The organism is Embleya sp. NBC_00888 (assembly GCF_045207655.1).
Lineage (GTDB): Bacteria > Actinomycetota > Actinomycetes > Streptomycetales > Streptomycetaceae > Embleya.
The window spans coordinates 5,786,550-5,808,482 of record NZ_CP108784.1 but is presented as its reverse complement, the minus strand read 5'-3'; the positions used below and the strand labels follow the sequence as shown (position 1 = coordinate 5,808,482).

Annotated in this window: 22 protein-coding genes and 3 tRNA genes; 10 read left to right on the top strand and 15 right to left on the bottom strand. The window is 71.5% G+C overall.

The genetic code is table 11. The annotated features are described in order from the left end of the window. Positions 1–4 precede the first annotated feature (4 nt). Positions 5–1,669: a DAK2 domain-containing protein gene (locus OG948_RS24930; protein WP_406300333.1), complete on the bottom strand. Its 1,665-nt coding sequence runs from the start codon at positions 1,667–1,669 to the stop codon at positions 5–7. Positions 1,670–1,912: 243 nt separating this feature from the next. Between OG948_RS24930 and rpmB the strand changes: the two genes are divergently transcribed. Further along, the gene (rpmB, locus tag OG948_RS24925; RefSeq protein WP_079026714.1) at positions 1,913–2,098 is read left to right on the top strand and encodes a 50S ribosomal protein L28; all 186 of its coding nucleotides are present in this window, start codon (positions 1,913–1,915) and stop codon (positions 2,096–2,098) included. A 138-nt stretch (positions 2,099–2,236) separates the two neighbouring features. Here the strand turns inward: rpmB and thiD are convergent, their stop codons facing one another. Both thiD and OG948_RS24915 read right to left on the bottom strand, forming a co-directional pair. Continuing rightward, positions 2,237–3,037, bottom strand: a complete 801-nt coding sequence (gene thiD, locus OG948_RS24920) for a bifunctional hydroxymethylpyrimidine kinase/phosphomethylpyrimidine kinase (RefSeq protein WP_406298593.1) — start codon at positions 3,035–3,037, stop codon at positions 2,237–2,239. A gap of 31 nt (positions 3,038–3,068) precedes the next feature. Next, positions 3,069–4,022, bottom strand: a complete 954-nt coding sequence (locus tag OG948_RS24915) for a thiamine-phosphate kinase (RefSeq protein ID WP_406298592.1) — start codon at positions 4,020–4,022, stop codon at positions 3,069–3,071. A 175-nt stretch (positions 4,023–4,197) separates the two neighbouring features. Between OG948_RS24915 and OG948_RS24910 the strand changes: the two genes are divergently transcribed. Both OG948_RS24910 and OG948_RS24905 read left to right on the top strand, forming a co-directional pair. Then, positions 4,198–4,434, top strand: coding sequence for an Lrp/AsnC family transcriptional regulator (locus OG948_RS24910; RefSeq protein WP_406298591.1), 237 nt, complete (start codon positions 4,198–4,200; stop codon positions 4,432–4,434). An 84-nt stretch (positions 4,435–4,518) separates the two neighbouring features. Continuing rightward, positions 4,519–5,028, top strand: coding sequence for a DUF3515 family protein (locus OG948_RS24905; RefSeq protein ID WP_406298590.1), 510 nt, complete (start codon positions 4,519–4,521; stop codon positions 5,026–5,028). 42 nt (positions 5,029–5,070) lie between these two features. Here the strand turns inward: OG948_RS24905 and OG948_RS24900 are convergent, their stop codons facing one another. The 3 genes from OG948_RS24900 to OG948_RS24890 form a co-directional block, all read right to left on the bottom strand. Continuing rightward, the gene (locus OG948_RS24900) at positions 5,071–6,213 is read right to left on the bottom strand and encodes a D-alanine--D-alanine ligase family protein (protein ID WP_406298589.1); all 1,143 of its coding nucleotides are present in this window, start codon (positions 6,211–6,213) and stop codon (positions 5,071–5,073) included. A 203-nt stretch (positions 6,214–6,416) separates the two neighbouring features. Beyond that, entirely contained in the window at positions 6,417–7,421 is a 1,005-nt protein-coding gene (locus OG948_RS24895) for an NAD(P)H-dependent glycerol-3-phosphate dehydrogenase (protein WP_406298588.1), read from the bottom strand. Beyond that, positions 7,418–8,386 carry a lysophospholipid acyltransferase family protein gene (locus OG948_RS24890; RefSeq protein ID WP_406298587.1) on the bottom strand — a complete coding sequence of 323 codons (969 nt, stop codon included), beginning with the start codon at positions 8,384–8,386 and terminating at the stop codon, positions 7,418–7,420. The genes OG948_RS24895 and OG948_RS24890 overlap by 4 nt, the downstream gene beginning before the upstream one ends. A 253-nt stretch (positions 8,387–8,639) precedes the next feature. On the opposite strand from OG948_RS24890, the gene cofC reads away from it, so the two are divergent. Then, positions 8,640–9,359: a 2-phospho-L-lactate guanylyltransferase gene (gene cofC / locus OG948_RS24885; protein ID WP_406298586.1), complete on the top strand. Its 720-nt coding sequence runs from the start codon at positions 8,640–8,642 to the stop codon at positions 9,357–9,359. A gap of 78 nt (positions 9,360–9,437) precedes the next feature. Next, positions 9,438–9,650, top strand: a complete 213-nt coding sequence (locus tag OG948_RS24880; protein ID WP_360310697.1) for a hypothetical protein — start codon at positions 9,438–9,440, stop codon at positions 9,648–9,650. A 105-nt stretch (positions 9,651–9,755) separates the two neighbouring features. Here the strand turns inward: OG948_RS24880 and OG948_RS24875 are convergent, their stop codons facing one another. From OG948_RS24875 to leuC, 4 genes are all read right to left on the bottom strand, one after another. Beyond that, the gene (locus tag OG948_RS24875) at positions 9,756–10,547 is read right to left on the bottom strand and encodes an HU family DNA-binding protein (protein WP_406298585.1); all 792 of its coding nucleotides are present in this window, start codon (positions 10,545–10,547) and stop codon (positions 9,756–9,758) included. A gap of 116 nt (positions 10,548–10,663) precedes the next feature. Next, the gene (locus tag OG948_RS24870) at positions 10,664–10,924 is read right to left on the bottom strand and encodes a hypothetical protein (protein ID WP_379992908.1); all 261 of its coding nucleotides are present in this window, start codon (positions 10,922–10,924) and stop codon (positions 10,664–10,666) included. 142 nt (positions 10,925–11,066) lie between these two features. Beyond that, the gene (leuD, locus tag OG948_RS24865) at positions 11,067–11,663 is read right to left on the bottom strand and encodes a 3-isopropylmalate dehydratase small subunit (RefSeq protein WP_406298584.1); all 597 of its coding nucleotides are present in this window, start codon (positions 11,661–11,663) and stop codon (positions 11,067–11,069) included. A 3-nt stretch (positions 11,664–11,666) separates the two neighbouring features. Then, positions 11,667–13,079 (bottom strand): 3-isopropylmalate dehydratase large subunit, encoded by a 1,413-nt coding sequence (leuC, locus tag OG948_RS24860; RefSeq protein ID WP_395872591.1) that lies wholly within the window; start codon positions 13,077–13,079, stop codon positions 11,667–11,669. A gap of 219 nt (positions 13,080–13,298) precedes the next feature. Between leuC and OG948_RS24855 the strand changes: the two genes are divergently transcribed. Then, the gene (locus OG948_RS24855) at positions 13,299–14,024 is read left to right on the top strand and encodes an IclR family transcriptional regulator (protein WP_026218813.1); all 726 of its coding nucleotides are present in this window, start codon (positions 13,299–13,301) and stop codon (positions 14,022–14,024) included. 178 nt (positions 14,025–14,202) lie between these two features. Here OG948_RS24855 and OG948_RS24850 read toward each other — a convergent pair. The 5 genes from OG948_RS24850 to OG948_RS24830 all read right to left on the bottom strand — a co-directional run bounded on the left by OG948_RS24850 (position 14,203) and on the right by OG948_RS24830 (position 15,811). Next, positions 14,203–14,275, bottom strand: a tRNA-Glu gene (locus tag OG948_RS24850). Between the two features lie 48 nt (positions 14,276–14,323). Continuing rightward, positions 14,324–14,399 (bottom strand) — tRNA-Glu (locus tag OG948_RS24845). A gap of 55 nt (positions 14,400–14,454) precedes the next feature. Further along, a tRNA-Gln gene (locus OG948_RS24840) sits at positions 14,455–14,526 on the bottom strand. A 184-nt stretch (positions 14,527–14,710) separates the two neighbouring features. Then, complete coding sequence (locus tag OG948_RS24835) at positions 14,711–15,511, bottom strand: fumarylacetoacetate hydrolase family protein (RefSeq protein WP_406298583.1); 801 nt, start codon at positions 15,509–15,511, stop codon at positions 14,711–14,713. An 87-nt stretch (positions 15,512–15,598) separates the two neighbouring features. Further along, positions 15,599–15,811 carry a hypothetical protein gene (locus OG948_RS24830; RefSeq protein WP_406298582.1) on the bottom strand — a complete coding sequence of 71 codons (213 nt, stop codon included), beginning with the start codon at positions 15,809–15,811 and terminating at the stop codon, positions 15,599–15,601. A 478-nt stretch (positions 15,812–16,289) separates the two neighbouring features. On the opposite strand from OG948_RS24830, the gene OG948_RS24825 reads away from it, so the two are divergent. From OG948_RS24825 to OG948_RS24810, 4 genes are read left to right on the top strand one after another with little or no spacing between them, the layout of a single operon-like run. After that, on the top strand, positions 16,290–20,378 hold the full coding sequence (locus OG948_RS24825; RefSeq protein ID WP_406298581.1) for a nitrate- and nitrite sensing domain-containing protein: 4,089 nt from the start codon (positions 16,290–16,292) through the stop codon (positions 20,376–20,378). Next, positions 20,375–20,803: a roadblock/LC7 domain-containing protein gene (locus OG948_RS24820; protein ID WP_020553297.1), complete on the top strand. Its 429-nt coding sequence runs from the start codon at positions 20,375–20,377 to the stop codon at positions 20,801–20,803. Before OG948_RS24825 ends, OG948_RS24820 begins: the two co-directional genes overlap by 4 nt. Next, positions 20,695–21,174: a DUF742 domain-containing protein gene (locus OG948_RS24815; protein WP_395872583.1), complete on the top strand. Its 480-nt coding sequence runs from the start codon at positions 20,695–20,697 to the stop codon at positions 21,172–21,174. Before OG948_RS24820 ends, OG948_RS24815 begins: the two co-directional genes overlap by 109 nt. Next, complete coding sequence (locus tag OG948_RS24810; RefSeq protein WP_161364843.1) at positions 21,155–21,745, top strand: ATP/GTP-binding protein; 591 nt, start codon at positions 21,155–21,157, stop codon at positions 21,743–21,745. The genes OG948_RS24815 and OG948_RS24810 overlap by 20 nt, the downstream gene beginning before the upstream one ends. Positions 21,746–21,933 lie beyond the last annotated feature (188 nt).

The window sequence follows — 21,933 nt, the reverse complement described above, 5'->3', positions numbered from 1 at the left end:
ATCGCTACTCGACCCCGATGAGCAGCGGGTACACCTCCTGGCCGCCCTCGTAGACCATCACGTCCACCCCGAGCCGGGTGGCCCGCAGGTGTCGCTCGATCGAGGCGGCCAGGCCCGGCGGGCAGGCGCTGCCGGTGACCAGGGTGACCAGTTCACCGCCACCCGCGAGCATGCGGTCCACCACCACGGTGCCGGTCTCGCGCTGGTCGTGGCCGATCACCGCGATGTCGCCCTCGATCACGCCGAGCACGTCCCCCGCCTGGCACACGCCGGCCATCGTCCACGACTCGCGGACGGCGACGGTGAGCGCGCCGTAGCGGGTGGCGCCCGCCGCCGAGGTCATCCCGACGATGTCCTGGTCGAAGCGCCGGCCGGGCTCGTGCACGGCCAGCGCGGCCAGGCCCTGGACGGCGGCCTTGGTCGGGATCACCTGCACCCGGACGCCGTGCGCCTGTGCCTGCTGGGCGGCCACCCCGGCCACCGCGTGGCAGTCCGCGTCGTTGGGCAGCAGCACCACCTCGCGCGCCTCGGTCCGCAGGATCGCGTCGACGAGCACGCCGGTGGACGGCCGCCGGCCCGGACCGGCCTGCACGACGTGCGCGCCGTTGTCCGCGAACAGGGTGGCCAGGCCGTCGCCCTGGGCGACCGCGACGATCCCGCGCGTGGGGGTGGGCTCGGGCGCCGAGAGGCCGGCCAGGCCGCGCTCGAGGTGGGTGATCCGGATCCGGTGCGGCCGGCCGGCGGCGATGCCCGCCTCGACCGCCGCGCCCGCGTCGTCCACGTGCACGTGCACGTTCCACAGGCCCTCGCCGCCGACCACCACGAGCGAGTCGCCGAGCGCGGCGAGCCGTTCGCGCAGCTCCGGCAGCGCGGCGTCGGGCGCGTCGAGCAGGTAGATCACCTCGAACCCGGGCCCCTGGGTCGATTCGTTCGGCCCGATCGGCGCCGCGAACGGGACCGGGACCGGGATCTGCGCCTGGTGCGGGTGGATCCGGTACGCCGAGCGCTCACCGGTGACCACCGCGAGCAGCGCGTCCAGGAGCACGGTCAGGCCGCGCCCGCCCGCGTCCACCACACCCGCCCGGCGCAGCACCTCCAGTTGCTCGGGCGTACGGGCCAGCGCGCCGTGCGCGGCGGTGGCGGCGGCGCGCACCACCGGTCGGATCTCGCCGCCCGCGCCCGCCGCGGCGTCGGCGGCGGCCCGGGCCACGGTGAGCATGGTCCCCTCGACCGGCCGGGCCACCGCGGCGTACGCGGCGTCGGCGGCGGTGCGCAGCGCGTGCGCGATGGCCAGCCCGGCGGGCACCTCGCGGCCGGTCTCGACCGCGTCGGCCTGTTCGGCCTCCAGTCGCTCGGCCATGCCACGCAGGAGTTGGCTGAGGATCACCCCGGAATTGCCGCGCGCGCCCATCAACGCGCCGTGCGCCAGTGCCCGGAACGCGGTCGGCAGGTCGGGCTCGGGCAGGTCGCGGCCGAACAGCGCGTCGACCTCGGCGATACCCGATTCCAGGGTCAGGAACAGGTTCGTACCGGTGTCGCCGTCGGGCACGGGATACACGTTGAGGGCGTCGATCTCCTCGCGCGCTCGCCCCATCAGCTCCAGGGCGACGCGGCCCCAGCGGCGTACCGCCGGACCGTCCAGCTCTCCCAGCAGGCCCTGCACGCCCACCTCCTGTACGAATCCGTTGTGCGCGTCCCGTCCGCCGGCCACGTTATCGAGACGGGGAGCGGTAAAGCGGCCCACCCGGATGGGTTAGGCTTGGCGGGAAGCATGACGAGATCGGCTGATCGCCTATGCCCGGATCATCCCGGGTTCGCGCATCGCACGGTTCGTCGGTTACTCTTCTGCGGTTGTCCGGCATTCGCCGGCACGTGTTCGTACGCAATTCCCATTCGTCTTTGGAGTGTTCCCGTGGCTGCCAACTGCGACGTCTGCGGCAAGGGGCCGGGCTTCGGCAACAGCATTTCGCACTCTCACCGCCGGACGCCCCGTCGCTGGAACCCCAACATCCAGACGGTGCGCGCGATGGTTGGTGCCACGCCGAAGCGCCTCAATGTCTGCACCTCTTGCATCAAGGCGGGCAAGGTTTCCCGCTAGTTGCTCGATCGCTCGACATCGAAGGGCCGGTTCACCCCAGGGTGGACCGGCCCTTCGGCTCGTCCGGGACGGCCGCACGAACACGAACGGGTCCGCGCCGTCGGCGCGGGCCCGTTCGTGTTGGTGTTCGTGCGCCGCTCAGAACTCCTCGCGCCATCGCCACGCGTGGTCGACCGGCCCGATCCCCTCGCCCAGCGGGAAGCCCGCCCGGATCGCGCCGGTGACGTAGTCCTTCGCGGCGGCGACCGCGTCCGGCACGGTGTCGCCGACGGCCAGGCGCGAGGCGATCGCGCTCGCCAGCGTGCAGCCGGTGCCGTGGGTGTGCCGGTTGTCGTAGCGCGGGCTGGTGAACCAGTGCTCGTGGGTGCCGTCGAAGAGCAGGTCGGCGGGCTCGCCCTCCAGGTGTCCGCCCTTGACCAGGGCCCAGCGCGGACCGAACGCCAGCACCGCCTCGGCCGCGCCGCGCATGTCGGCCCGTTCGCGCACCTTGTGGCCGGTCAGCAGCTCGACCTCGTACAGGTTGGGCGTGACCACCGTGGCGACCGGCAGCAGGCGGGTGCGCAGCGTCTCCAGCGCCTCGTTCGCGAGCAGGGTGTCGCCGTGCTTGGAGGAGGCCACCGGGTCGACCACCACCGGCACGGACACCTCGGCGAGCAGGGCCGCGACCACCGCCACCAGGTTCGGCGACGCGAGCATGCCGGTCTTGATCGCCTGGACGCCGATGTCGTCCACGACGCTGCGGAACTGCGCCCGGACGGCCTCCGCCGGCAGTTCCCAGTAGCCCTGCACGCCGAGCGAGTTCTGCGCGGTCACCGCCGCGATCACACTCATCCCGTGCACGCCGTGGGCCAGCATCGTCTTGAGGTCGGCCTGGATCCCGGCGCCACCGCCGGAGTCGGAGCCGGCCACCGTCAGCACGCGTGGAGGAGTCTGCACCATGTCGGGCAGCCTATCCACGCCGCGAGCGCGCCTATCGACCGCGCCCGAAGTGGTCCCATCCGCCCGCCAGGCCCGGGTCCCGGCCGTCGACGGTGACGCCGCGGCCGGCGTGCACCCGCCCGATCACCCGCCAGCGCGCGGGCAGCGCGGTGCCCGCCGGGAAGGTGGCGACCAGGGCGTGGTCCTCGCCGCCGGTGAGCACCCAGTGCAGCGGGTCGGCGCCCAGCGCGCGGGCCACGTCGCGCATCTGCGCGGGCACGTCCAGCCGGCCGGAGAGGATGTCGATCCGCACTTCGGAGGCGCGCGAGAGGTGGCCCATGTCGGCGAGCAGGCCGTCGCTGACGTCGATCATCGAGGTCGCGCCGAGTATCGCCGCGCCGGGGCCGGCGTCGTAGGGCGGCTCGGGCCGGCGGTGCGCCTCCACGAACGCGCGCGGCGCGCGGTGTCCGTGGCCCAGTATCGCCAGCCCGGCGGCCGACCAGCCCAGCCAGCCCGCGACCGCGAGCACGTCGCCGGGCCGGGCGCCGGAGCGGACCACGGGAGCGCGGCCCTGGAGGTCGCCCAGCGCGGTCACCGCGACGGTGACGGTCTCGCCGCCGACCACGTCGCCGCCCGCCACGCCCGCGCCGACCACCGCGCACTCGTCGCGCAGGCCGTCGTACAGCTCCAGCGCCCACCCGGTGGGCAGGTCCGGCGGTCCGCACAGGCCGATCAGCAGCGCCGTGGGCACCGCGCCCATCGCCGCGACGTCGGCCAGGTTCTGCGCGGCGGCCTTGCGGCCCACGTCGTACGCGGTGGACCAGTCCCGCCGAAAGTGCCGACCCTCGACGAGCAGGTCCATGGTGGCCACCACGCGCCCGTCGGCGGCGGCGACCACGGCGGCGTCGTCGCCCGGCCCCAGGGACACGTGCGGCCCCGTGGGCACGCGGGCGACCAGCGCCCCGATCAGGCCGAACTCGCCGAGATCGCCAAGCGTCCCGCTCATCGCCGCTCTCCTGCCATGCCCATCAGCCCTGATCCGCCTCGTTCACCGTGTTCACCGTGTTCGGCCGTGATCCATCGGCTCCCGCTGTGGTCGCCGAAGCCCCGCCGGGCCGACAATGGTCGCAGCAGCGGGGATCACGTCAAGATCCCATCATCCTGCGCGCCGGGAGGCCGTGGTGGTACAGGCATACATCCTGATCCAGACCGAGGTCGGCCGTTCGGCTTCGGTGGCCCGACGCATCGCCGAGCTGCCGGGGGTGACCCGGGCGGACGACGTCACGGGCCCCTACGACGTGATCGTGCGGGCCGAGGCCGCCGACGTCGACCAGTTGGGCCGCATGGTGGTCGCCGAGGTGCAGCGCATCGACGGCATCACCCGCACCCTGACGTGTCCGGTGGTCAACCTGGGGTGAGACCCCCCGAGAGCGACCCGGCGCGGGCGCGACCCGGTGCCGTGCCCGGCAAGCGTTGCCGGGCACGGCACTAGGATCGAGGCCGTGCGCCCCACTCGACTGATCGCCTGCCTGCTCCCGGTCACCATGCTGACGGCGGTGGGGTGCGGCGGCGACGGATCGGGTCCGGTCCGGGTCGCGGTGCCGACCCCGCCGCCGGGGGCCGCGGCCGACGCGTGCCGGGCGCTGCACGACGCGCTCCCGGCGAAGGTGATGGACGCCGGGGCGCGGAAGATCTCTCCCGAGTCCACCCTGACCGCCGCGTGGGGCGATCCGGCCATCGTGTTGCGCTGCGGCGTGGGCCTGCCCGCGTCGCTGCGCGTGGTCGATCCGGCCAAGGCCGGTTCCGAGCCGGTCGACTCGGTCGAGGTCAACGGCGTGACCTGGGCCTTCGCGAGGTACGCCGACGGAGTGCGGTTCACCACGGTCTATCGGCGGGCCAACGTCGAGATGACCGTCCCGAAGAAGTTCGCCGAGCCGGCCGCGCCGCTCGTCGACGTCGCCGACGCGGTCGCCCGCACGGTGCCGGCCACCCTGGACCTGAGCAACGCGTAAGGGGCGGCCGGGAGGTCGACCGCCCCTGCGTGCGCACGGGTTCTAGCGCAGCAGCGCGTTGGGCCGCCGCAGCGCGGCCTGGATCAGCCGGTCGACCAGCTCCGCGTAGTCCACGCCGGTCGCCTGCCACATGCTCGGGTACATCGACACCGGCGTGAAGCCCGGCATGGTGTTGACCTCGTTGATCACGAAGTGGCCGTTCTCCAGCAGGAAGAAGTCCACCCGGGCCAGGCCCTCGCAGGACAGCGCCTCGAAGGCGGCCACCGCGAGTCGCTGCACCTCGGCGGTCTGCTCCTTCGTCAGCGCCGCGGGCACGTCCAGTTCGGTGCCGTTGTCCGGCAGGTACTTCGCGGCGAAGTCGTAGAACTCGTGCTCGCCGCCGACCCGGATCTCCGCGGGCATGCTCGCCCGCGGCCCGTCCTCGAACTCCAGGACGCCGCACTCGATCTCACGGCCCGTCAGCATGCCCTCGACGATCACCTTGGGATCGTGCCGGCGGGCTTCCTCGATCGCCGCGTCCAGGTCCTGGATCCGGTGCACCTTGGTGATGCCCATGCTGGAGCCCGCGCGGGCCGGCTTGACGAACACCGGGAAGCCCAGCGAGGACACCGCCTCGCGCACCGCGGCCGGATCGCGCTCCCATTCCCGGGGGCGGACCGTGGCGTACGGGCCGGAGGGCAGGCCGAAGCCGGCGAACAGGGCCTTCATGTACTCCTTGTCCATGCTCACCGCGCTGGCGAACACGCCGGATCCGACGTAGGGGACCTGGGCCAGTTCCAGGAAGCCCTGGAACGTGCCGTCCTCGCCGTAGGGGCCGTGCAGGAGCGGGAAGACCACGTCGACCTCGCCGAGCAGCTTGGGCAGCGCGCCGGGTTCGAGCACGGTGATCTCGCGTGCCGTGGGATCGGCCGCGAGTACGACGGCGGCGGTGGACTCCGCGACGTCGGTCACCGAGGGCAACCTGTCGCCGCGGATCGCCAGCCGTTCCGGGTCGTCGTCGACGAGCATCCAGCGCCCGTCGGTGCCGATGCCGATCGGCAGCACGTCGTACTTGGAGCGGTCGATCGCGGCCAGCACGCTGCCGGCGGTGACGCAGGAGATCGCGTGTTCGGAGCTGCGGCCGCCGAAGACGACCGCGACGCGGGGGCGCGAGGAGGGGTGCGGGGTGGCGGAAACGTCGTTCATGGTCGGACGACCCTATCCCGCCCGCCGTTCGAACGGGGTTATTGCCCGCCGGGCGCCCGGCGTTGCGCCGCCGGCGTGCCCCCGCCGTGCCTCGTCGCCGCCCGGGTCACCTCGCCTGTGTCGCGTCGCCGTCGCGTCTCGTCGCCGGCCGGGCGGAGAGCGCGGGTCCGGCCGGCGACGGTGGTCACGACGGGCGACGGTGGTTACGACTCGTAGCGTTCGGGCTTGGCGGAGCGCGAGAGCAGGGCCATGCCGACCGACGGGGGCTTGCCGCCGTGCATGATCGAGACCACCACGTCGGTGATCGGCATCTCGACGCCGTACCGGCGTGCGAGCGTCTGCACCGACTCGCAGGACTTGAAGCCCTCGGCGATCTGCCGGCTGTCCCGCACCGCCTCCTCGATCGGCATGCCCCGGCCGATCTTCTCGCCGAAGGTGCGGTTGCGCGACAGCGGCGACGTGCAGGTGGCCACCAGGTCGCCGAGGCCCGCCAGGCCCGCGAAGGTGTGCGCGTCGGCGCCCATCGCGGCACCCAGCCGGGCCGTCTCGGCCAGTCCCCGGGTGATCAGCGTCGCCTTGGTGTTGTCGCCCATGCCCATGCCGTCCGCCATCCCCACGGCGAGCGCGATCACGTTCTTGACCGCGCCGCCGAGTTCGCAGCCGACCACGTCGGTGTTCGTGTACGGGCGGAAGTAGGGCGTGTGGCTGGCCTCCTGGAGCCGCCGGGCGACCTCTTCGTCGGTACACGCCACCACGCTCGCGGCGGGCTGGCGCTGGGCGATCTCCATCGCCAGGTTGGGCCCGCTGACCACCGCGATCCGGCCCTCGGACACGCCGGTGACCTCGCGGATCACCTCGCTCATCCGGTTCGCGGTGCCCAGCTCGACGCCCTTCATCAAGCTGACCAGGATCGCGTCGTCGGGCAGCAGCGGCGCCCACGCGGTGAGGTTGCCGCGCAGCGTCTGGGAGGGCACCGAGAAGACCACGAACTCCGCGCCCTCGGCCGCCTTCGCCGGGTCGGTGGTGGCCTGGATCCCGGTCGGCAGCGCGATCCCGGGCAGATACTCGTCGTTCTCGTGCCGCGCGTTGATCGCGTCGGCCATTTCCGGGCGCCGGCCCCACATCACCACGTCGCAGCCCGCCTCGGCGAGCACGATCGAGAAGGCGGTCCCCCAGGAACCCATGCCGAATACCGCGCAGCGCGTCATGCGCGGCCATCCTCGGTGTGCTCGGTGCCGGCGCGCTCGCCCGCGGGCCGTTCGGTCTCGGTCTTCGCCGCCTCGGCCCCGGTCGGGACCTCGACCCTGGGCACCTCGACCTTGCCGACCTCGACCCTGGGGGTCGCGGTGCGCGGCGGCTCGGCGTGCGCCGGCTCCGGCGCGGTGGACCCGATCGGGTCGGTGCCGCCCGGCACCTCTCGACTCGGCTCGATCTCGGCCGGTGCCTCGCCCTCGTCCTCGCCCTTGCGGCCGGAGGTCTTGCGGACGCCGGCGTTCGGCGGAGCGGGCTCCTCGCGCAGCTCGGCGAGCAGTTCGGTCACCGCCTCCATGATCCGGTCGGTCGCTCCGCGCAACACGTCCGCGGTCAGCTCGCGCCCGCGGAACTCGTCCAGGTCCACCGGCGGCCCGGCCAGCACGTGCATCGTCTTGCGCGGCAGCAGACGCGGTCGCTTGCCGTACGGCGGCAACAACTCGTGCGCGCCCCACTGGGCCACCGGGATCACCGGGGCGCCGGTGGTCAGCGCGATCCGCGCCGCGCCGGTCTTGCCCGGCATCGGCCACAGCGCCTTGTCCCGGGTGATCGTGCCCTCCGGGTAGACCGCGACGCACTCGCCCTTCTCGACCGCCTCCACGGCCGCGCGGAACGCGAGCGCGGCGTCGGCGGAGTCCCGGTAGACCGGGATCTGGCCGGCGCCGGCCAGCACCCGACCCACGAACGGGATCTTGAACAGGCCGGATTTGGCCAGGAAACGCGGCACCCGGCCGCTGTCGTATTGATAGTGCGCGTAGGTCAGCGGGTCGACATAGGAGATGTGGTTCACCGCCGTGACGAACCCGCCCGACGTCGGGATGTTCTCGGTGCCCCGCCAGTCGCGTTTCGTGAACAACAACAGCAGGGGCTTGATCACCACGACCGCCAGGCGGTACCAGAAACCGATCCTTCGGCGGGCCACCGGCGTTCCTCCCGTTCATGTGTTTCAGATCCGTGCGTGTCGACGCGAAAGTCCCGCCTCGATGTTTCCGCCGCCGTGTCGCTCCTCACACCATCGACGTTCCCCGCGAGAAGCACGGAACATCGATTCTGGCGGAACATCGATTCTGTACGGCGGACCCCACAGTTTCCCCCGGGCCTTCCGCATTGTCGAGAAACGTCCTCGTCGACCGACGAGGATATGGGCTTACGGTACGGATGCGAGGATCTTGCCGATGTCCCCCGCGACGGATTCCACCGCCCGGCGCCGGCCCGCCGGCGACGCGCGTCCCGCTTCCTCCGGCACGCGCTCGTGGCGGCTCGTGGTGCCGGTGAAACCGCTGTCGATCGCCAAGAGCCGCCTCGCCGGCACGATCGGTCCCGGCCATCGCCCCGAACTCGCCCTCGCCTTCGCCCTGGACACCGTTCGGGCGGCCCTGGCCTGCGCTCGCGTGCACGGCGTGCTCGTGGTCACCGACGACGCGCGGGTCGCGGCGGCGATCCGCGCGCTGGGCGCGGACGTGGTCGCCGACGTCGGCGGCGGCCTGAACGCCGCGCTCGCGCACGGCGCCCGGGTGGCCGGCGAGCGCCGGCCGCGGACCGGGGTGGCCGCGCTGTCCGCCGATCTTCCGGCGTTGCGGACCCGGGAGTTGGATCGGGTGCTGGCCGCCGCGACGCGCGCGCCGCGGGCGTTCCTGGCGGACGCGGCGGGTGTGGGCACCACGTTGCTCGCGGCCGCGGCCGGCGTCCCGCTCGCGCCCGGCTTCGGCGGCCCCTCCCGGGCCCGGCACCTGGCCTCGGGGGCGGTCGAACTCACGCCCTACGACGTGGATTCGGTGCGTCGGGACGTGGACACCGGCGAGGATCTGCGGGCCGCGATCACGCTGGGCGTCGGTGCGGCCACCGCCGCGCTGCTCCCGTCCGTACCGTTTCTGCCGCGTGCGGCCGCCTCCTGACGCCGCGTCGGATCGACGGCGGTGCGTGCGGTCGCGGCGGCGGTGGGTGACAGGTGACGGACAGGCGAGAATGGGGTCATGCAGGGGACCGTGTACACCTTCGAAACCGACTCGCGAGAGGGCGTCGTGCTGCTCGACGACGGCTCTCCCGTGCCCTTCGACGCGGCGGCGTTCGACGCCGGCGGAATGCGGTTCCTGCGCCCCGGTCAGCGGGTGCGGATGACCATGGACGCCACGGGTGATCGGGTCGTGCTGGTGACGCTGTACACGTTGCCGGATCCGCTGCGCTGACCCCCGCGCCGGATGCCGGCACGCACGGCGACGGGCCGGAACCCCGAGTGGGATTCCGGCCCGTCGTCCTCGTCGGCCGTCGACCGGCCGCCGATGTCCGCCGCGTCAGGCCTTCTTGGCCGCGCGCTTGGTGGCGGGCTTCTTGGTCGCGGGCGCCTTCGCGGCGGCGGCGGGCTTGGCCGCGGCCGGCTTGGCGGTCGCGGCCTTCGGCGCGGCCTTGGTCGCCTTCGCCTTGGTCGCCGGAGCCTTGGCCGCGGCCGGAGTGCTCTTGACGGCCTTGGTGGTGGTGGCCTTGGTGGTGCCGGTCGCGGCCTTGGCCGTGACCTTCTTCGCCGCGGCCGGCTTGCTCGCGGCCTTGGTCGCGGGCGCCTTGGTCGCCTTCTTGGCGGCGGGCTTGGCGACCGCCGTCGTCTTGGCGGCGGCCGCGGTCTTGCGGGTGGTCGCGGCCGGGGTCTTGACCGCCGCGGCGCGCGTGGTGGCCGGCTTCGCCGGCGCCTTCTTCGCCGTGGTGGTCTTGCGGGTCGTCGCCTTCGCGGCGGGCGCCGTGGCGTCCGTCGCGATCACGCGCGGAGTCGGGCTGCTCTTGGCGGCCGCGCTCTTCACGTTGGGCTTGGGGAGCTTCTTCGTCCCGCTGGTGTAGTCCTTGAAGCCCTGGCCCGCGCGGAAGCGCGGCACCGAGGTCTTCTTGACGCGCACCCGCTCACCGGTCTGCGGGTTGCGGGCGTATCGAGCCGGACGGTCCACCTTCTCGAACGAGCCGAAGCCCGTGATGGACACCCGGTCTCCTCCCGTGACCGCACGAACGATGGTGTCGAGGACGGCATCGACTGCCTCTGCGGCGGCCTTGCGGCCACCCAGTCGGTCAGCGACCGCCTCGACGAGCTGCGCCTTGTTCACGTCTTCCCCTTCGGAAACCGATGCCGGGACAGTTCAGCCGGCATTGGGCACGCTAAGCATCCAAAAGTGCCGAAGCAATTACCGAACGGGCGAATCACCCTTGTGTCGCAACGGATTCAGGCTTCGGCGGTGTCCCGCGAACTCGCGGGCCCCGCGTCCAACTCGTCCATGAGCTTGGTCAGTCGCCGCGAGGCGTCCGCCAAATCATGCTTTGCCGCGTCGGTGATGACCAACAAGCGGCGTATTAGCGCCACTTTAGCCTCGTTCGGTAGTCGGAGCCTACGCACCCGGGCGTGGGCGACCTTCAACCGGGTGGCCAGTTCGGCGAAGAGTTCCACTTCTTCGAACTCGTTCACGTGTCGGCCTTGGTGCTCCACACCGCAATTGTGACAGCTCATCCGGCTATGGGCACAACGGGGCGCCCATTGGGGCGAACGCCGAACATGCGAACGGCGGGACGCGATCGCGTCCCGCCGTTCAATCCCCGCGAATTCCCTTGCCCTGCAAGGGAGTTCGTAATCAGCTCACCGGTTGGGTGCGCGGCAGCCAACTCGGCCGGTCCGCCTCGAACGAGGTGATGTCCTCCTCGTGACGCAGGGTCAGACCGATGTCGTCCAGCCCTTCCAGCAGCCGCCAGCGCGTGTAGTCGTCGATCTCGAAGTCCGCGACGAGGTCGCCCGCGCGGACCTGACGGCCCACCAGATCCACGGTGATCTCGGCGGTGGGATCGGCCTCGGTCAACGCCCACAGGCGTTCGACCGTCTCCTGCGGCAGCACGACGGTCAACAAACCGCCCTTTTGCGAGTTGCCGCGGAAGATATCCGCGAAGCGGGCCGAGATGACGGCGCGGAACCCGTAGTTCTGCAGGGCCCACACCGCGTGCTCACGCGAGGACCCGGTGCCGAAGTCGGGACCGGCCACCAGGACCGTGGCGCCGGCCCGCTCCGGCCGGTTCAGCACGAACTCCGGGTTCTTGCGCCAGGCTTCGAACAGTCCGTCCTCGAAGCCGTCGCGGGTGACCTTCTTGAGCCAGTGCGCGGGGATGATCTGGTCGGTGTCCACGTTGCTCTCGCGCAGCGGGACGGCCGTTCCGGTGTGGGTGGTGAAGGCTTCCATCGCTCAGACTCCTGCGGTGTTCAGGTCGGCGGGTGCGGCCAGGTGGCCCAGCACCGCGGTCGCGGCCGCGACCTGCGGCGAGACCAGGTGGGTGCGGCCGCCCTTGCCCTGCCGCCCCTCGAAGTTGCGGTTGGACGTGGACGCGCTGCGCTCGCCGGGGGCGAGTTGGTCGGGGTTCATGCCCAGGCACATCGAGCAGCCCGCGTAGCGCCACTCGGCGCCGAACTCGGTGAACACCTTGTCCAGGCCCTCGGACACGGCCTGGAGCGAGACCCGCACCGAACCGGGAACGACCAGCATCCGCACGCCGTCGGCGACCTTGCGGCCCTTGATGATGCCGGCCACCTCGCGCAGGTCCTCGATCCGACCGTTGGTGCACGAGCCGACGAAGACCGTGTCCACCGCGATCTCACGCAGTTTCTGGCCCGCCGTCAGACCCATGTACGCGATGGCCTTTTCGGCCGCCGCGCGCTCGACCGGGTCCTCGATCGCGACCGGGTCCGGCACCGAGTCGGCCAGCGGCGCACCCTGACCGGGGTTGGTCCCCCACGTGACGAACGGCGACAGTTCGGCCGCGTCGATGACGACCTCCTTGTCGAACACCGCGTCCGCCTCGGTCGCCAGGCTCTTCCAATACGCCAGCGCGGTGTCCCAGTCGGCACCCTGCGGCGCGTGCGGGCGACCGTTCAGATACTCGAACGTGGTCTCGTCCGGGGCGATCATCCCGGCCCGGGCGCCGGCCTCGATCGACATGTTGCACACGGTCATCCGGCCCTCCATCGAGAGGTTCCGGATCGCCTGACCGCGGTACTCGATGACGTAGCCCTGACCGCCGCCGGTGCCGATCCGCGCGATCACCGCGAGGATCAGGTCCTTGGCGCCGACCCCCTCGGGCAGGTCGCCCTCGACGGTGACCGCCATCGTCTTGAACGGCGCCATCGGCAGCGTCTGGGTCGCCAGCACGTGCTCGACCTGGCTGGTACCGATGCCGAAGGCCAGTGCGCCGAAGGCACCGTGGGTGGCGGTGTGGCTGTCGCCGCAGACCACGGTCATGCCCGGCTGGGTCAGCCCGAGCTGCGGGCCGACCACGTGCACGATGCCCTGTTCGACGTCGCCCAGCGAGTGGATCCGCACCCCGAACTCGGCGGCGTTCTTGCGCAGCGTCTCGATCTGGGCGCGCGAGACCGGGTCCGCGATGGGTTTGTCGACGTCGAGCGTCGGCGTGTTGTGGTCCTCGGTCGCGATCGTCAGATCGGTGCGCCGGACCGGCCGACCGGCCTGGCGCAGACCGTCGAACGCCTGCGGGCTGGTCACCTCGTGCAGCAGGTGCAGGTCGATGTAGAGCAGGTCCGGCTCGCCCTCCGCGCGACGCACCACATGTGCGTCCCAGACCTTCTCCGCGAGTGTCCGTCCCATCGCTGTCCCTCCGGCCGGCGCCATTGCCGGCGCTGTGTGTCTTCTGTCGCGCGGGTGCGGCTGATTCCGTATCCGCGGTCGACGCCCTGACGCGTGCCCGCGTCCCGACGGCTCCCGGCTGTTGCCCCGGTGCTCGGGTTCGGCGCGTTGCGCCACTGTGCCGGCACCGGCCTCGGTCGCGGACTTGCGTCTCGTAATCCGAGACGGCAATATCAAGGCATGGACAATTCTAGCGGAGTCGGCGTTCTCGACAAGGCCGCTGTCGTGCTGGCCGCGCTCGAAGCCGGTCCTGCCACGCTCGCGGGACTCGTCGCCATAACCGGTCTTGCCCGGCCCACCGCACATCGACTCGCGGTGGCCCTGGAACACCACCGTCTGGTCGCGCGCGACATGCAGGGGCGCTTCGTGCTCGGCCCGCGGCTGGCCGAGCTGGCCGCCGCGGCCGGCGAGGACCGCCTGCTGGCCGCCGCGCACCCGGTGCTCGCGCACATGCGCGACATCACCGGCGAGAGCGCGCAGCTCTACCGACGCCAGGGCGACATGCGCGTGTGCGTGGCCGCGGCCGAGCGGCTCTCCGGCCTGCGCGACACCGTCCCGGTCGGCAGCACGCTGCCGATGAAGGCCGGATCGGCCGCGCAGTGCCTGCTCGCGTGGGAGGAGCCCGAGCGGCTGCACCGCGGCCTGCAGGGTGCGCGGTTCACCGCGACCACGCTCTCCGGCGTGCGGCGCCGCGGCTGGGCGCAGAGCATCGGCGAACGCGAACCCGGCGTCGCGTCCGTCTCCGCCGCCGTGCGCGGCCCGAGCAACCGCGTGGTGGCCGCCGTGTCCGTCTCCGGCCCGATCGAGCGGCTGACCCGGCATCCTGGCCGCCTGCACGCGCAGGCCGTCATGGAGGCCGCCGCCAAGTTGTCCGACGCGCTGCGTCGGGCCCAGGTGGAGGTCTGACCGCCCCGCTCCCCGGGCGCCGACGGGCGTCCGGGGAATCACGCCGGATGTCGCGCCCCGAAGCGGGCACGCCCGCCCCCGCCGAACGAGTACGCCCCGAACCGCGAAGCGGCACGAACGACGAAGCCACACAACGAAGAAGACCTCCCGCGATTGCGGGAGGTCTTCTTCTTCGAGGTAGCCCCGACGGGATTCGAACCCGCGCTACCGCCTTGAGAGGGCGGCGTGCTAGGCCACTACACAACGGGGCCTCGTACCACTGGTGTTGCTCGTGCCGTGGAAGCCGCGAACGGCTGATCTGGTAGCCCCGACGGGATTCGAACCCGCGCTACCGCCTTGAGAGGGCGACGTGCTAGGCCACTACACAACGGGGCCAGATCATCAATCATGAACTTCTTCCAGCGACATCGCCCGAAGACGGACGATGCAGCTGGGGTACCAGGACTCGAACCTAGACTAACGGAACCAGAAACCGTCGGGCTGCCAATTACCCCATACCCCAATGCTCCGTCCTTCGCGTTACCCGGGGGCTTTTGCGAGGACTTCGCTCCGTGCCGCTCCCTTGCGGGGCGGCACGAGAAGAACTTTACCCGATGAGGCGCGCGTGACCAAAACGGGTTACCGGACCCTCGTTCGAACCACCACAAGTCCGGGTGTCCCGCCCATCATCGGCCGCGCGCGGCGGGTCATCCGCGTTTGATCACCGTGTTCGTGAGGGTGCCGACGCCACCCACGGTGACCGAAACCCGGTCGCCCACGTGCAGCGGACCGACCCCGGCCGGCGTACCGGTGAGCAGCACGTCGCCGGGCAGCAGCGTCATCGCCTGGGTCACGTGCACGATCAGCTCGGTGACGGTACGGATCATCTGCCCGGTGCTGCCGGCCTGGCGCACCTCGCCGTTGACGGTGCACGCCACGGTCAGGCCCTCGCCTTCGGAGACCTGGTCGAGGGTGATGTCGGTCTCCACCCACGGGCCCAGCGGGCAGAAGGTGTCCATGCCCTTGGCCCGACCCCACTGACCCTCGGCCCGTTGCAGGTCGCGCGCGGTCACGTCGTTGGCGCAGGTGAAGCCGAAGATCACCTCGGCCACCCGCTCGGCCGGCACGTCCCGGCACATCCGACCGATCACCACGGCCAGTTCGGCCTCGTGGTGCACATCGTCGGAGATCTGCGGGTAGGCGATCCCGTCGCCGTGCCCGATCACCGAGGTGGACGGCTTGAGGAAGGTGATCGGCGCCTCGGGCACGGCGGAGCCCATCTCGGCGGCGTGCGCGGCGTAGTTCCGGCCGATCGCGACGACCTTGCTCGGCAGTACGGGCGCGAGCAGGCGGACCGAGGACAGCGCGTGTTGCGCGCCGGTGGGTCGCAGTTCGCCGAACGGGTGGCCGGCGAGGGCGTGCACCACCAGCGACTCGGGCTGGTCGGCGTCGCCGGTCACCACCCCGAAGGAGACGGAGTCGTCGGTGGAGAACCTGGCGATGCGCAAGATGGGTCACCCTTGCCGGAGAGTCACGAACGAGACGTGCCCAAGGCTACGCGGGCACGGGCCGCCTCGGCGTGCGGTCCGGCGGGGTCAGGCCGGGGTGTCCATCAGGTTGGTACGCCTGGGGTTCGCGGTCCGCACCTCGGCGATGACCGACTGCTCGACGCCCGCCTCGGCCACCCGCTGCCGGGGCAGCACCACGTCCAGTTGGGTGCGCCGGGGGTTGGCCGTGCTGGGGCGGTGCGTGCTGATGTTGTCCACGGTTCCCGGTTCTCGCTCTTCCTCGTCCGTACGCGTCCACACGTGCGTGTCCACAAGTGCGTGCAGGGTGCAGCCTTGTTCTTCAAGATTACCCGTGGTTACGTCAGGGGTGGTCACGGGTGACCCGACGGCCTCGATCACCGACTGCGCATCACGGTTTACACCAGGTGTTCGAACCCCGACGTCAATATGTGATTTTCACCTCCTCGGAACATCAGCAAACGTGTGGCGTTTTGCCCCTGATTACCCCTTAATACCGGTCGTTTTCCCGGCGAAACGGCTTAACGGCCGACACCGGGTGCAATGGACATTTGTCCGGACCCCGCTATCTTGTTGCGGCCCCGTGGCTGTGCTGAAATGCCTGCGACCACGGGGGTGGTTCCCATCAAGCGGAGTTCCTTCACCTCGCCGCGCGAACGCGGCCGAGGTGCCCTGGGAAGACGCGAATCCAGGGATTAACGCACACGAGCCTCGCCTTACCGGCGGGTCTAACGACTGGTCACAAGAGGTTGCGACGCTAGTGCAGGGACGTCGGAAGAAGCAGCACGACTCCGCAGGGGCCCCGGCCACGGCCGGTCCCTCCACGCCGGAGGTGCGAGCCCCGCAGCAAGCCAGCGGACCCCAGGATGCCAACGAGCCCGCCGACTCCGTCGGGGACTCCATAGCCGGCGCCGGGGCAGCCCGGCCCGCCGGGACGGCACCGTCCCGGCTCAAGTTGCTGTTCTCGATCAGGAACTGGCGCATCCGTACCCGGATCACCGCGCTGCTCCTGCTCCCGGTCGTGGTCGCCGCGTTGCTCGGCGGCCTGCGTATCCAGTCGTCGATCGACAAGACGCGCGAGATGGACACGGTGCAGAAGGCCGCGGCCATCATCGACCAGGCGTCGACGCTGGCCGCGTGGCTGGAGCAGGAACGCGACCTGCTCGCGCAGGCGAGCGTGGCTCCGTCGGCGGATCTGACGGCCGAGGTGAACAAGGCCAAGAAGACCACCGACGACCAGGTCACCGTCTACAACGCGACCGTCGCGAAGATGAACACCGATTCGATGCCGGTGCTCGGCGCCACACTCAAGGACATCGGCCACTCGCTGACGGAGTTGAACCGAACCCGTCAGGACGCCTTCCGCACGAGCACCCGCAGCACGGTCGACGCCTACAACAAGATGATCCTGCAGTTGCTGCAGATCAACCAGGAGGCGCCCGAAGTCACCCGTGACGCCGACCTGATCCAGGGCGCCCGCGCGCTCGGGTCGTTCGGTGAATCGAAGGCGTACGCGTCCTCGCAGCGCGCCGCGGTGATCGCGTACGGCCTCAAGCCGAACGAGATCCCGCTGGAGGCGAGCGAGACGCTCGCGCGCCTGAACGAGGCCGAGCAGAACGCGATCCGCGGATTCACCAGCGTCGCGCCCGCCGACTGGAACGCCGTCTACAAGGCCAACGTCAGTCGGGACAAGATCACCGCCGTCGAGGAGCGCTTCCAGCTCTTCAAGGGCATGGTCGGCGCCGCGCTGTCGTCCAACAACAAGCCCAACGGTCTGGCCCGGCTCGAGAACGCGAACGACTTCACCACGCAGGAGTGGTGGACGCTGTCCACCGACAAGATCAGCGCGCTCGGCCAGGTCGAGGCCCAACTCGGGCTCAAGCTGGCCGCCACCGCGAAGGACCTGCGCGACGAGGCCCGCACCGACGCCCTGGTCAACACGATCCTGGTCGTCGGCGCGCTGTTGATCACCATCCTGCTCGGTGTGATCGTGGCGCGGTCGCTGGTGCGTTCGCTCAACACGCTGCGGCGCTCCGCGCTCGAGGTCGCCGAGGAGCGACTGCCCGAGACGGTGCGTCGACTCTCCGAGTCCGATCCCGGCGACGTGGATCTGGCGATCGAGCCGATCGGCGTGTTGTCCCGGGACGAGATCGGCCAGGTGGCCCGCGCGTTCGACGCGGTGCACGCCGAGGCCGTGCGACTGGCCGCCGAACAGGCCCTGCTGCGTGGCAACGTCAACGCGATGTTCGTCAACCTCTCGCGTCGCAGCCAGAGCCTGATCCAGCGTCAGCTCGCGCTCATCTCCGACCTGGAGAACCGCGAGGCGGACCCGGACCAGCTCGCCAACCTGTTCAAGCTCGACCACCTCGCGACGCGTATGCGCCGCAACGGTGAGAACCTCCTGGTGCTCGCGGGTGAGGAGCCCGGCCGTCGCTGGACCCGACCGGTTCCGCTGGTCGACGTGCTGCGCGCGGCGGCCTCCGAGGTGGAGCAGTACGAGCGGGTCGAGTTGGGCGCACTGCCCACCACCGACATCGCCGGCCGCGCGGTCAACGACCTCGTGCACCTGCTCGCCGAGTTGCTGGAGAACTCGACCACGTTCTCCAGCCCGCACACCAAGGTGCGCGTGACCGGCCACATCCTCCCGGACGGCCGCGCGCTCATCGAGATCCACGACAACGGCATCGGCCTGACCGGCGACGACCTCGCCGACGCCAACCAGCGACTGGCCCGCCCGCCGGTGGTGGACGTGTCCATCTCGCGCCGCATGGGTCTGTTCGTGGTCGGCCGACTGGCCACCCGACACGGCATCCGCGTCCAGCTCCGGCCGGGCGAGGGTGGCGGTACCACCGCGCTCGTCATGCTCCCGATCGAGCTCATCCAGGGCGACCGCCCCGGTGGCGGCGACGGGTGGAGCAAGGGCGGCGACAAGACCGCCGCGGCCGTGTCCGGTTGGTCCGAGGAACTGCCCTCGGCCGCGCCGGTCGCCCAGGCCCTTCCCGGGCCCCGGGTGGGCAGCCGCGCCGAGGAGCGCAACCGGCGGCGCGAACTGCCGCAGCGCGGAGCCGACGCACCGGCCCAGCCGGTCAACCAGGCCCCGCAGCCGACGCAGATCCCCACCAACCGGCCCGCGCAGCCTCCGGTCCAGCAGGAGCCCTCGTACGGCAGCACGCAGTCCTTCGCGGCCCCGTCCTTCCAGGACGGTTCGGCCGGGACGGACACGCCGTACCCGGGCACCGTGAACCCGTTCGCGAGCGAGCCGGGTGTCACCAGCACCGGCGCGCACCGCGCGCCGAGTTCGCCGCCGCCCGCCACGCCCGGTCGGGACAACCCGTTCGCACCGGTGCTGCCGCAGCCGCCGCAGCACCAGCCGCGACCGGACGACCCGCGCACCGGGGCCTTCCCCGCCGCGCCCTCGGCGCCGATGTTCGGCACCGGCGAGGACGGCCGCGAGGTCGAGTCGCAGCAGGCGCGATACGGGCAGGACACCGGGTCGTTCCCGGCCGCGCCGCAGCCGCAGGCCGGCTCCGGACGCGCCGGTGACACCTCGCAGTTCGCGTTCGGTACGCCCTACGCGGACGAGTCGCAGCCCGCAGCGGAGTTCGACCGGGGCGGTTACGAGCAACCCGCGCAGCCGTTCGGCGGCCCGGGTGCGGAGCTCGCGCCGCGGTCGCAGGAGCGCGCGCCGGCTCCGTGGGGCACCGAGTACGACGAGCTCGCCCCGGTGGCCCCGCTGCCGGTCGAGCCCGTCGCACCGCCGGCCGACGTGCCGTCGGCCTACGACGCGCCCCGTCGCGAGGAACTGACCCGTCGCGAGGACCTGCCGCAGCACGGCCAGGGCCCCGCGGACGGCCGGACCTCGACCGGCGACGCGTTGCCGGTGCTGCGCGGTCTGCCGCAGGCTCGTCCCGAGCCCGCGCGGCAGGAGCAGGACGAGCACACCCGGGCCGAGCAGGCCCGCGGCCCGCAGGGTGACGTGCGACCGGCGGTCTCGCCGTTCGCGCCCGCCGGACCGGGTCGTTCGGAGGGCTCGCCCTTCGCGCCGGTCGGTGGGTCGGAGAGCGCCGAACAACTGCCCGCTCCCTCCGAGTTGGACATGAGCGCGCCGCCGAGCACCGGCGATGACGGTAGGCTGCCGATCTTCGACACGCTCGAGTCCGACTGGTTCCACCGGCAGGGCAACCGCGGCGGTCGGATGCGTGCCGCACAGGTCCGTTCCACGCCGCGAGGCGGGGAGCAGGCCACGCCGGCGCGCGAGCAGGCGGAGCCGGAGGCCGGTCCGCTCGGTGGTCTCGACCGCCGGGTGCCGATGGCGACCAATCCGCCGCAGACACCGGCGCCGGTCGAGCAGGTCCCGACCTTCGGTGCCGGGCGTCCGCAGCCCGTCACCGACATGTTCGGGACACCGACGGAACCGGACGAGATCGTCGAGCAGTCCCCCGCGGTCGCACCCGCCGTCGGCCCCCAGGGTCAGCAGTCCGGCTGGTACTCCGCCGGTGACGACGGTTGGCGCGCGGCGGAGGCCGCTCGCGAGCCGTCCTCGGGTGGCACCACCGGAGCGGGTCTGCCCCGCCGCGTGCCCCGCGCCAACCTGGTGCCGGGCGGCGTCGAGCAGTCCGGCGGCGCCCAGGCGTCGGGTCACCCGGGTGCGGGTCCTGCCGCTCCCGGCACCCGTCAGGAGCAGCCGGGCCGGCAGGCCGCGCCGGGCGCTCCGGGCCTGTCCCGGTCGCCCGACGAGGTTCGCGGGCGTCTGACCAACTTCCGCCGGGGCATCCAGCAGGGTCGCACCGCCGGGTCCGGGGGATCCGCCCCTCGGCCTCGTGACGAGAACAACCAGGAGCAGGCATGACTGAGAAGTCGTTGAGCCAGGCCGCGCAGAACCTGAACTGGCTGATCACGAACTTCGTGGACAACACCCCCGGGGTGTCGCACACGGTCGTGGTCTCCGCGGACGGCCTGCTGCTCGCCCTGTCCGAGGGCTTCCCTCGCGACCGGGCCGACCAGCTCGCCGCCGTCGCATCGGGTTTGACCAGCCTGACCCAGGGTGCGTCCCGTATCTTCGAGGGCGGGCATGTGACCCAGACGGTCGTGGAAATGGAACGGGGTTTCCTCTTTATCATGTCGATTTCGGACGGCTCGTCGTTGGCCGTGCTGGCGTCGCCGGAGTGCGACATCGGCCTGATCGGCTACGAGATGGCCCTGCTCGTCGACCGCGCGGGTGCCGTGCTCACGCCGGCCTTGCGCGCCGAACTCCAAGGTGCACTGCCGCGATGACACCTCCGGATATGTCCGATCACGGGGACCAGGAGTTTCACGAGACCCTGGTCCGCCCGTACGCCATGACCGGTGGTCGCACCCGGCCTCGCTATCAGCTCGCGCTGGAGGCCCTGGTCACCACGACACCTCAGGTGGCCAACCCACCCGGCCTGTTGCCCGAGCACCAGCGCATCTGTGCGCTGTGTCGGGAGGTCAAGTCGGTAGCCGAGATCTCGGCTCTGCTCACCATCCCGCTCGGCGTCGCCCGCGTACTCGTCGCGGACCTCGCCGAAGCCGGGCTGGTGGTCATCCACCAGCCCGGGAACGACCAGGGGCAGCCGGACGTCACGCTGCTCGAAAGGGTGCTCAGTGGACTTCGCAAGCTCTAGCCCGGGCCCGGCCCCCGCCAGGTCCTCCACCACGTCGGCGAAGATCGTCGTCGCCGGCGGATTCGGCGTGGGCAAGACCACGCTCGTCGGTGCCGTCTCGGAGATCGCTCCGCTGCGTACCGAAGCGGTCATGACGTCCGCGAGCGCCGGTGTCGACGACCTGTCGGCGACGCCGGACAAGCAGACGACGACGGTCGCGATGGACTTCGGTCGTATCACGCTGGACGAGGATCTGATCCTGTACCTCTTCGGTACGCCGGGTCAGCACCGATTCTGGTTCATGTGGGACGACCTGGTCCGCGGTGCCATCGGCGCCGTGGTTCTCGTGGACACCCGCCGACTCGCCGATTGCTTCCCCGCGATCGACTACTTCGAGAACAGCGGACTGCCGTTCATCGTCGCGTTGAACTGCTTCGACGGATTGCAAACCCACCACGCGGAGGATGTCCGCGAGGCATTGCAGATAGGGCCCGACACACCGATCGTGAGCTGTGACGCACGGCGCCGCGAATCGGCCAAGTCGACCCTGATCACGCTGGTGGAGCACGCACTGATGGCTCGCCTGCGCTGACCTTCGGGTCCATCCACGCCGGTCTTCGGTAACTGCTCGAACCTGTTTTTTCGTATTGCGCACCATCTCACCTCAGGCGAATCCCATTGCGGGGTTCGCCTGAGGTGTTGTGGTCGCGAACCCCATGTGGCGGGATTCCCAAGGGCGTTCGGGCGCGGGCGTTCCAGAGATTCGACAAATGTGTGACA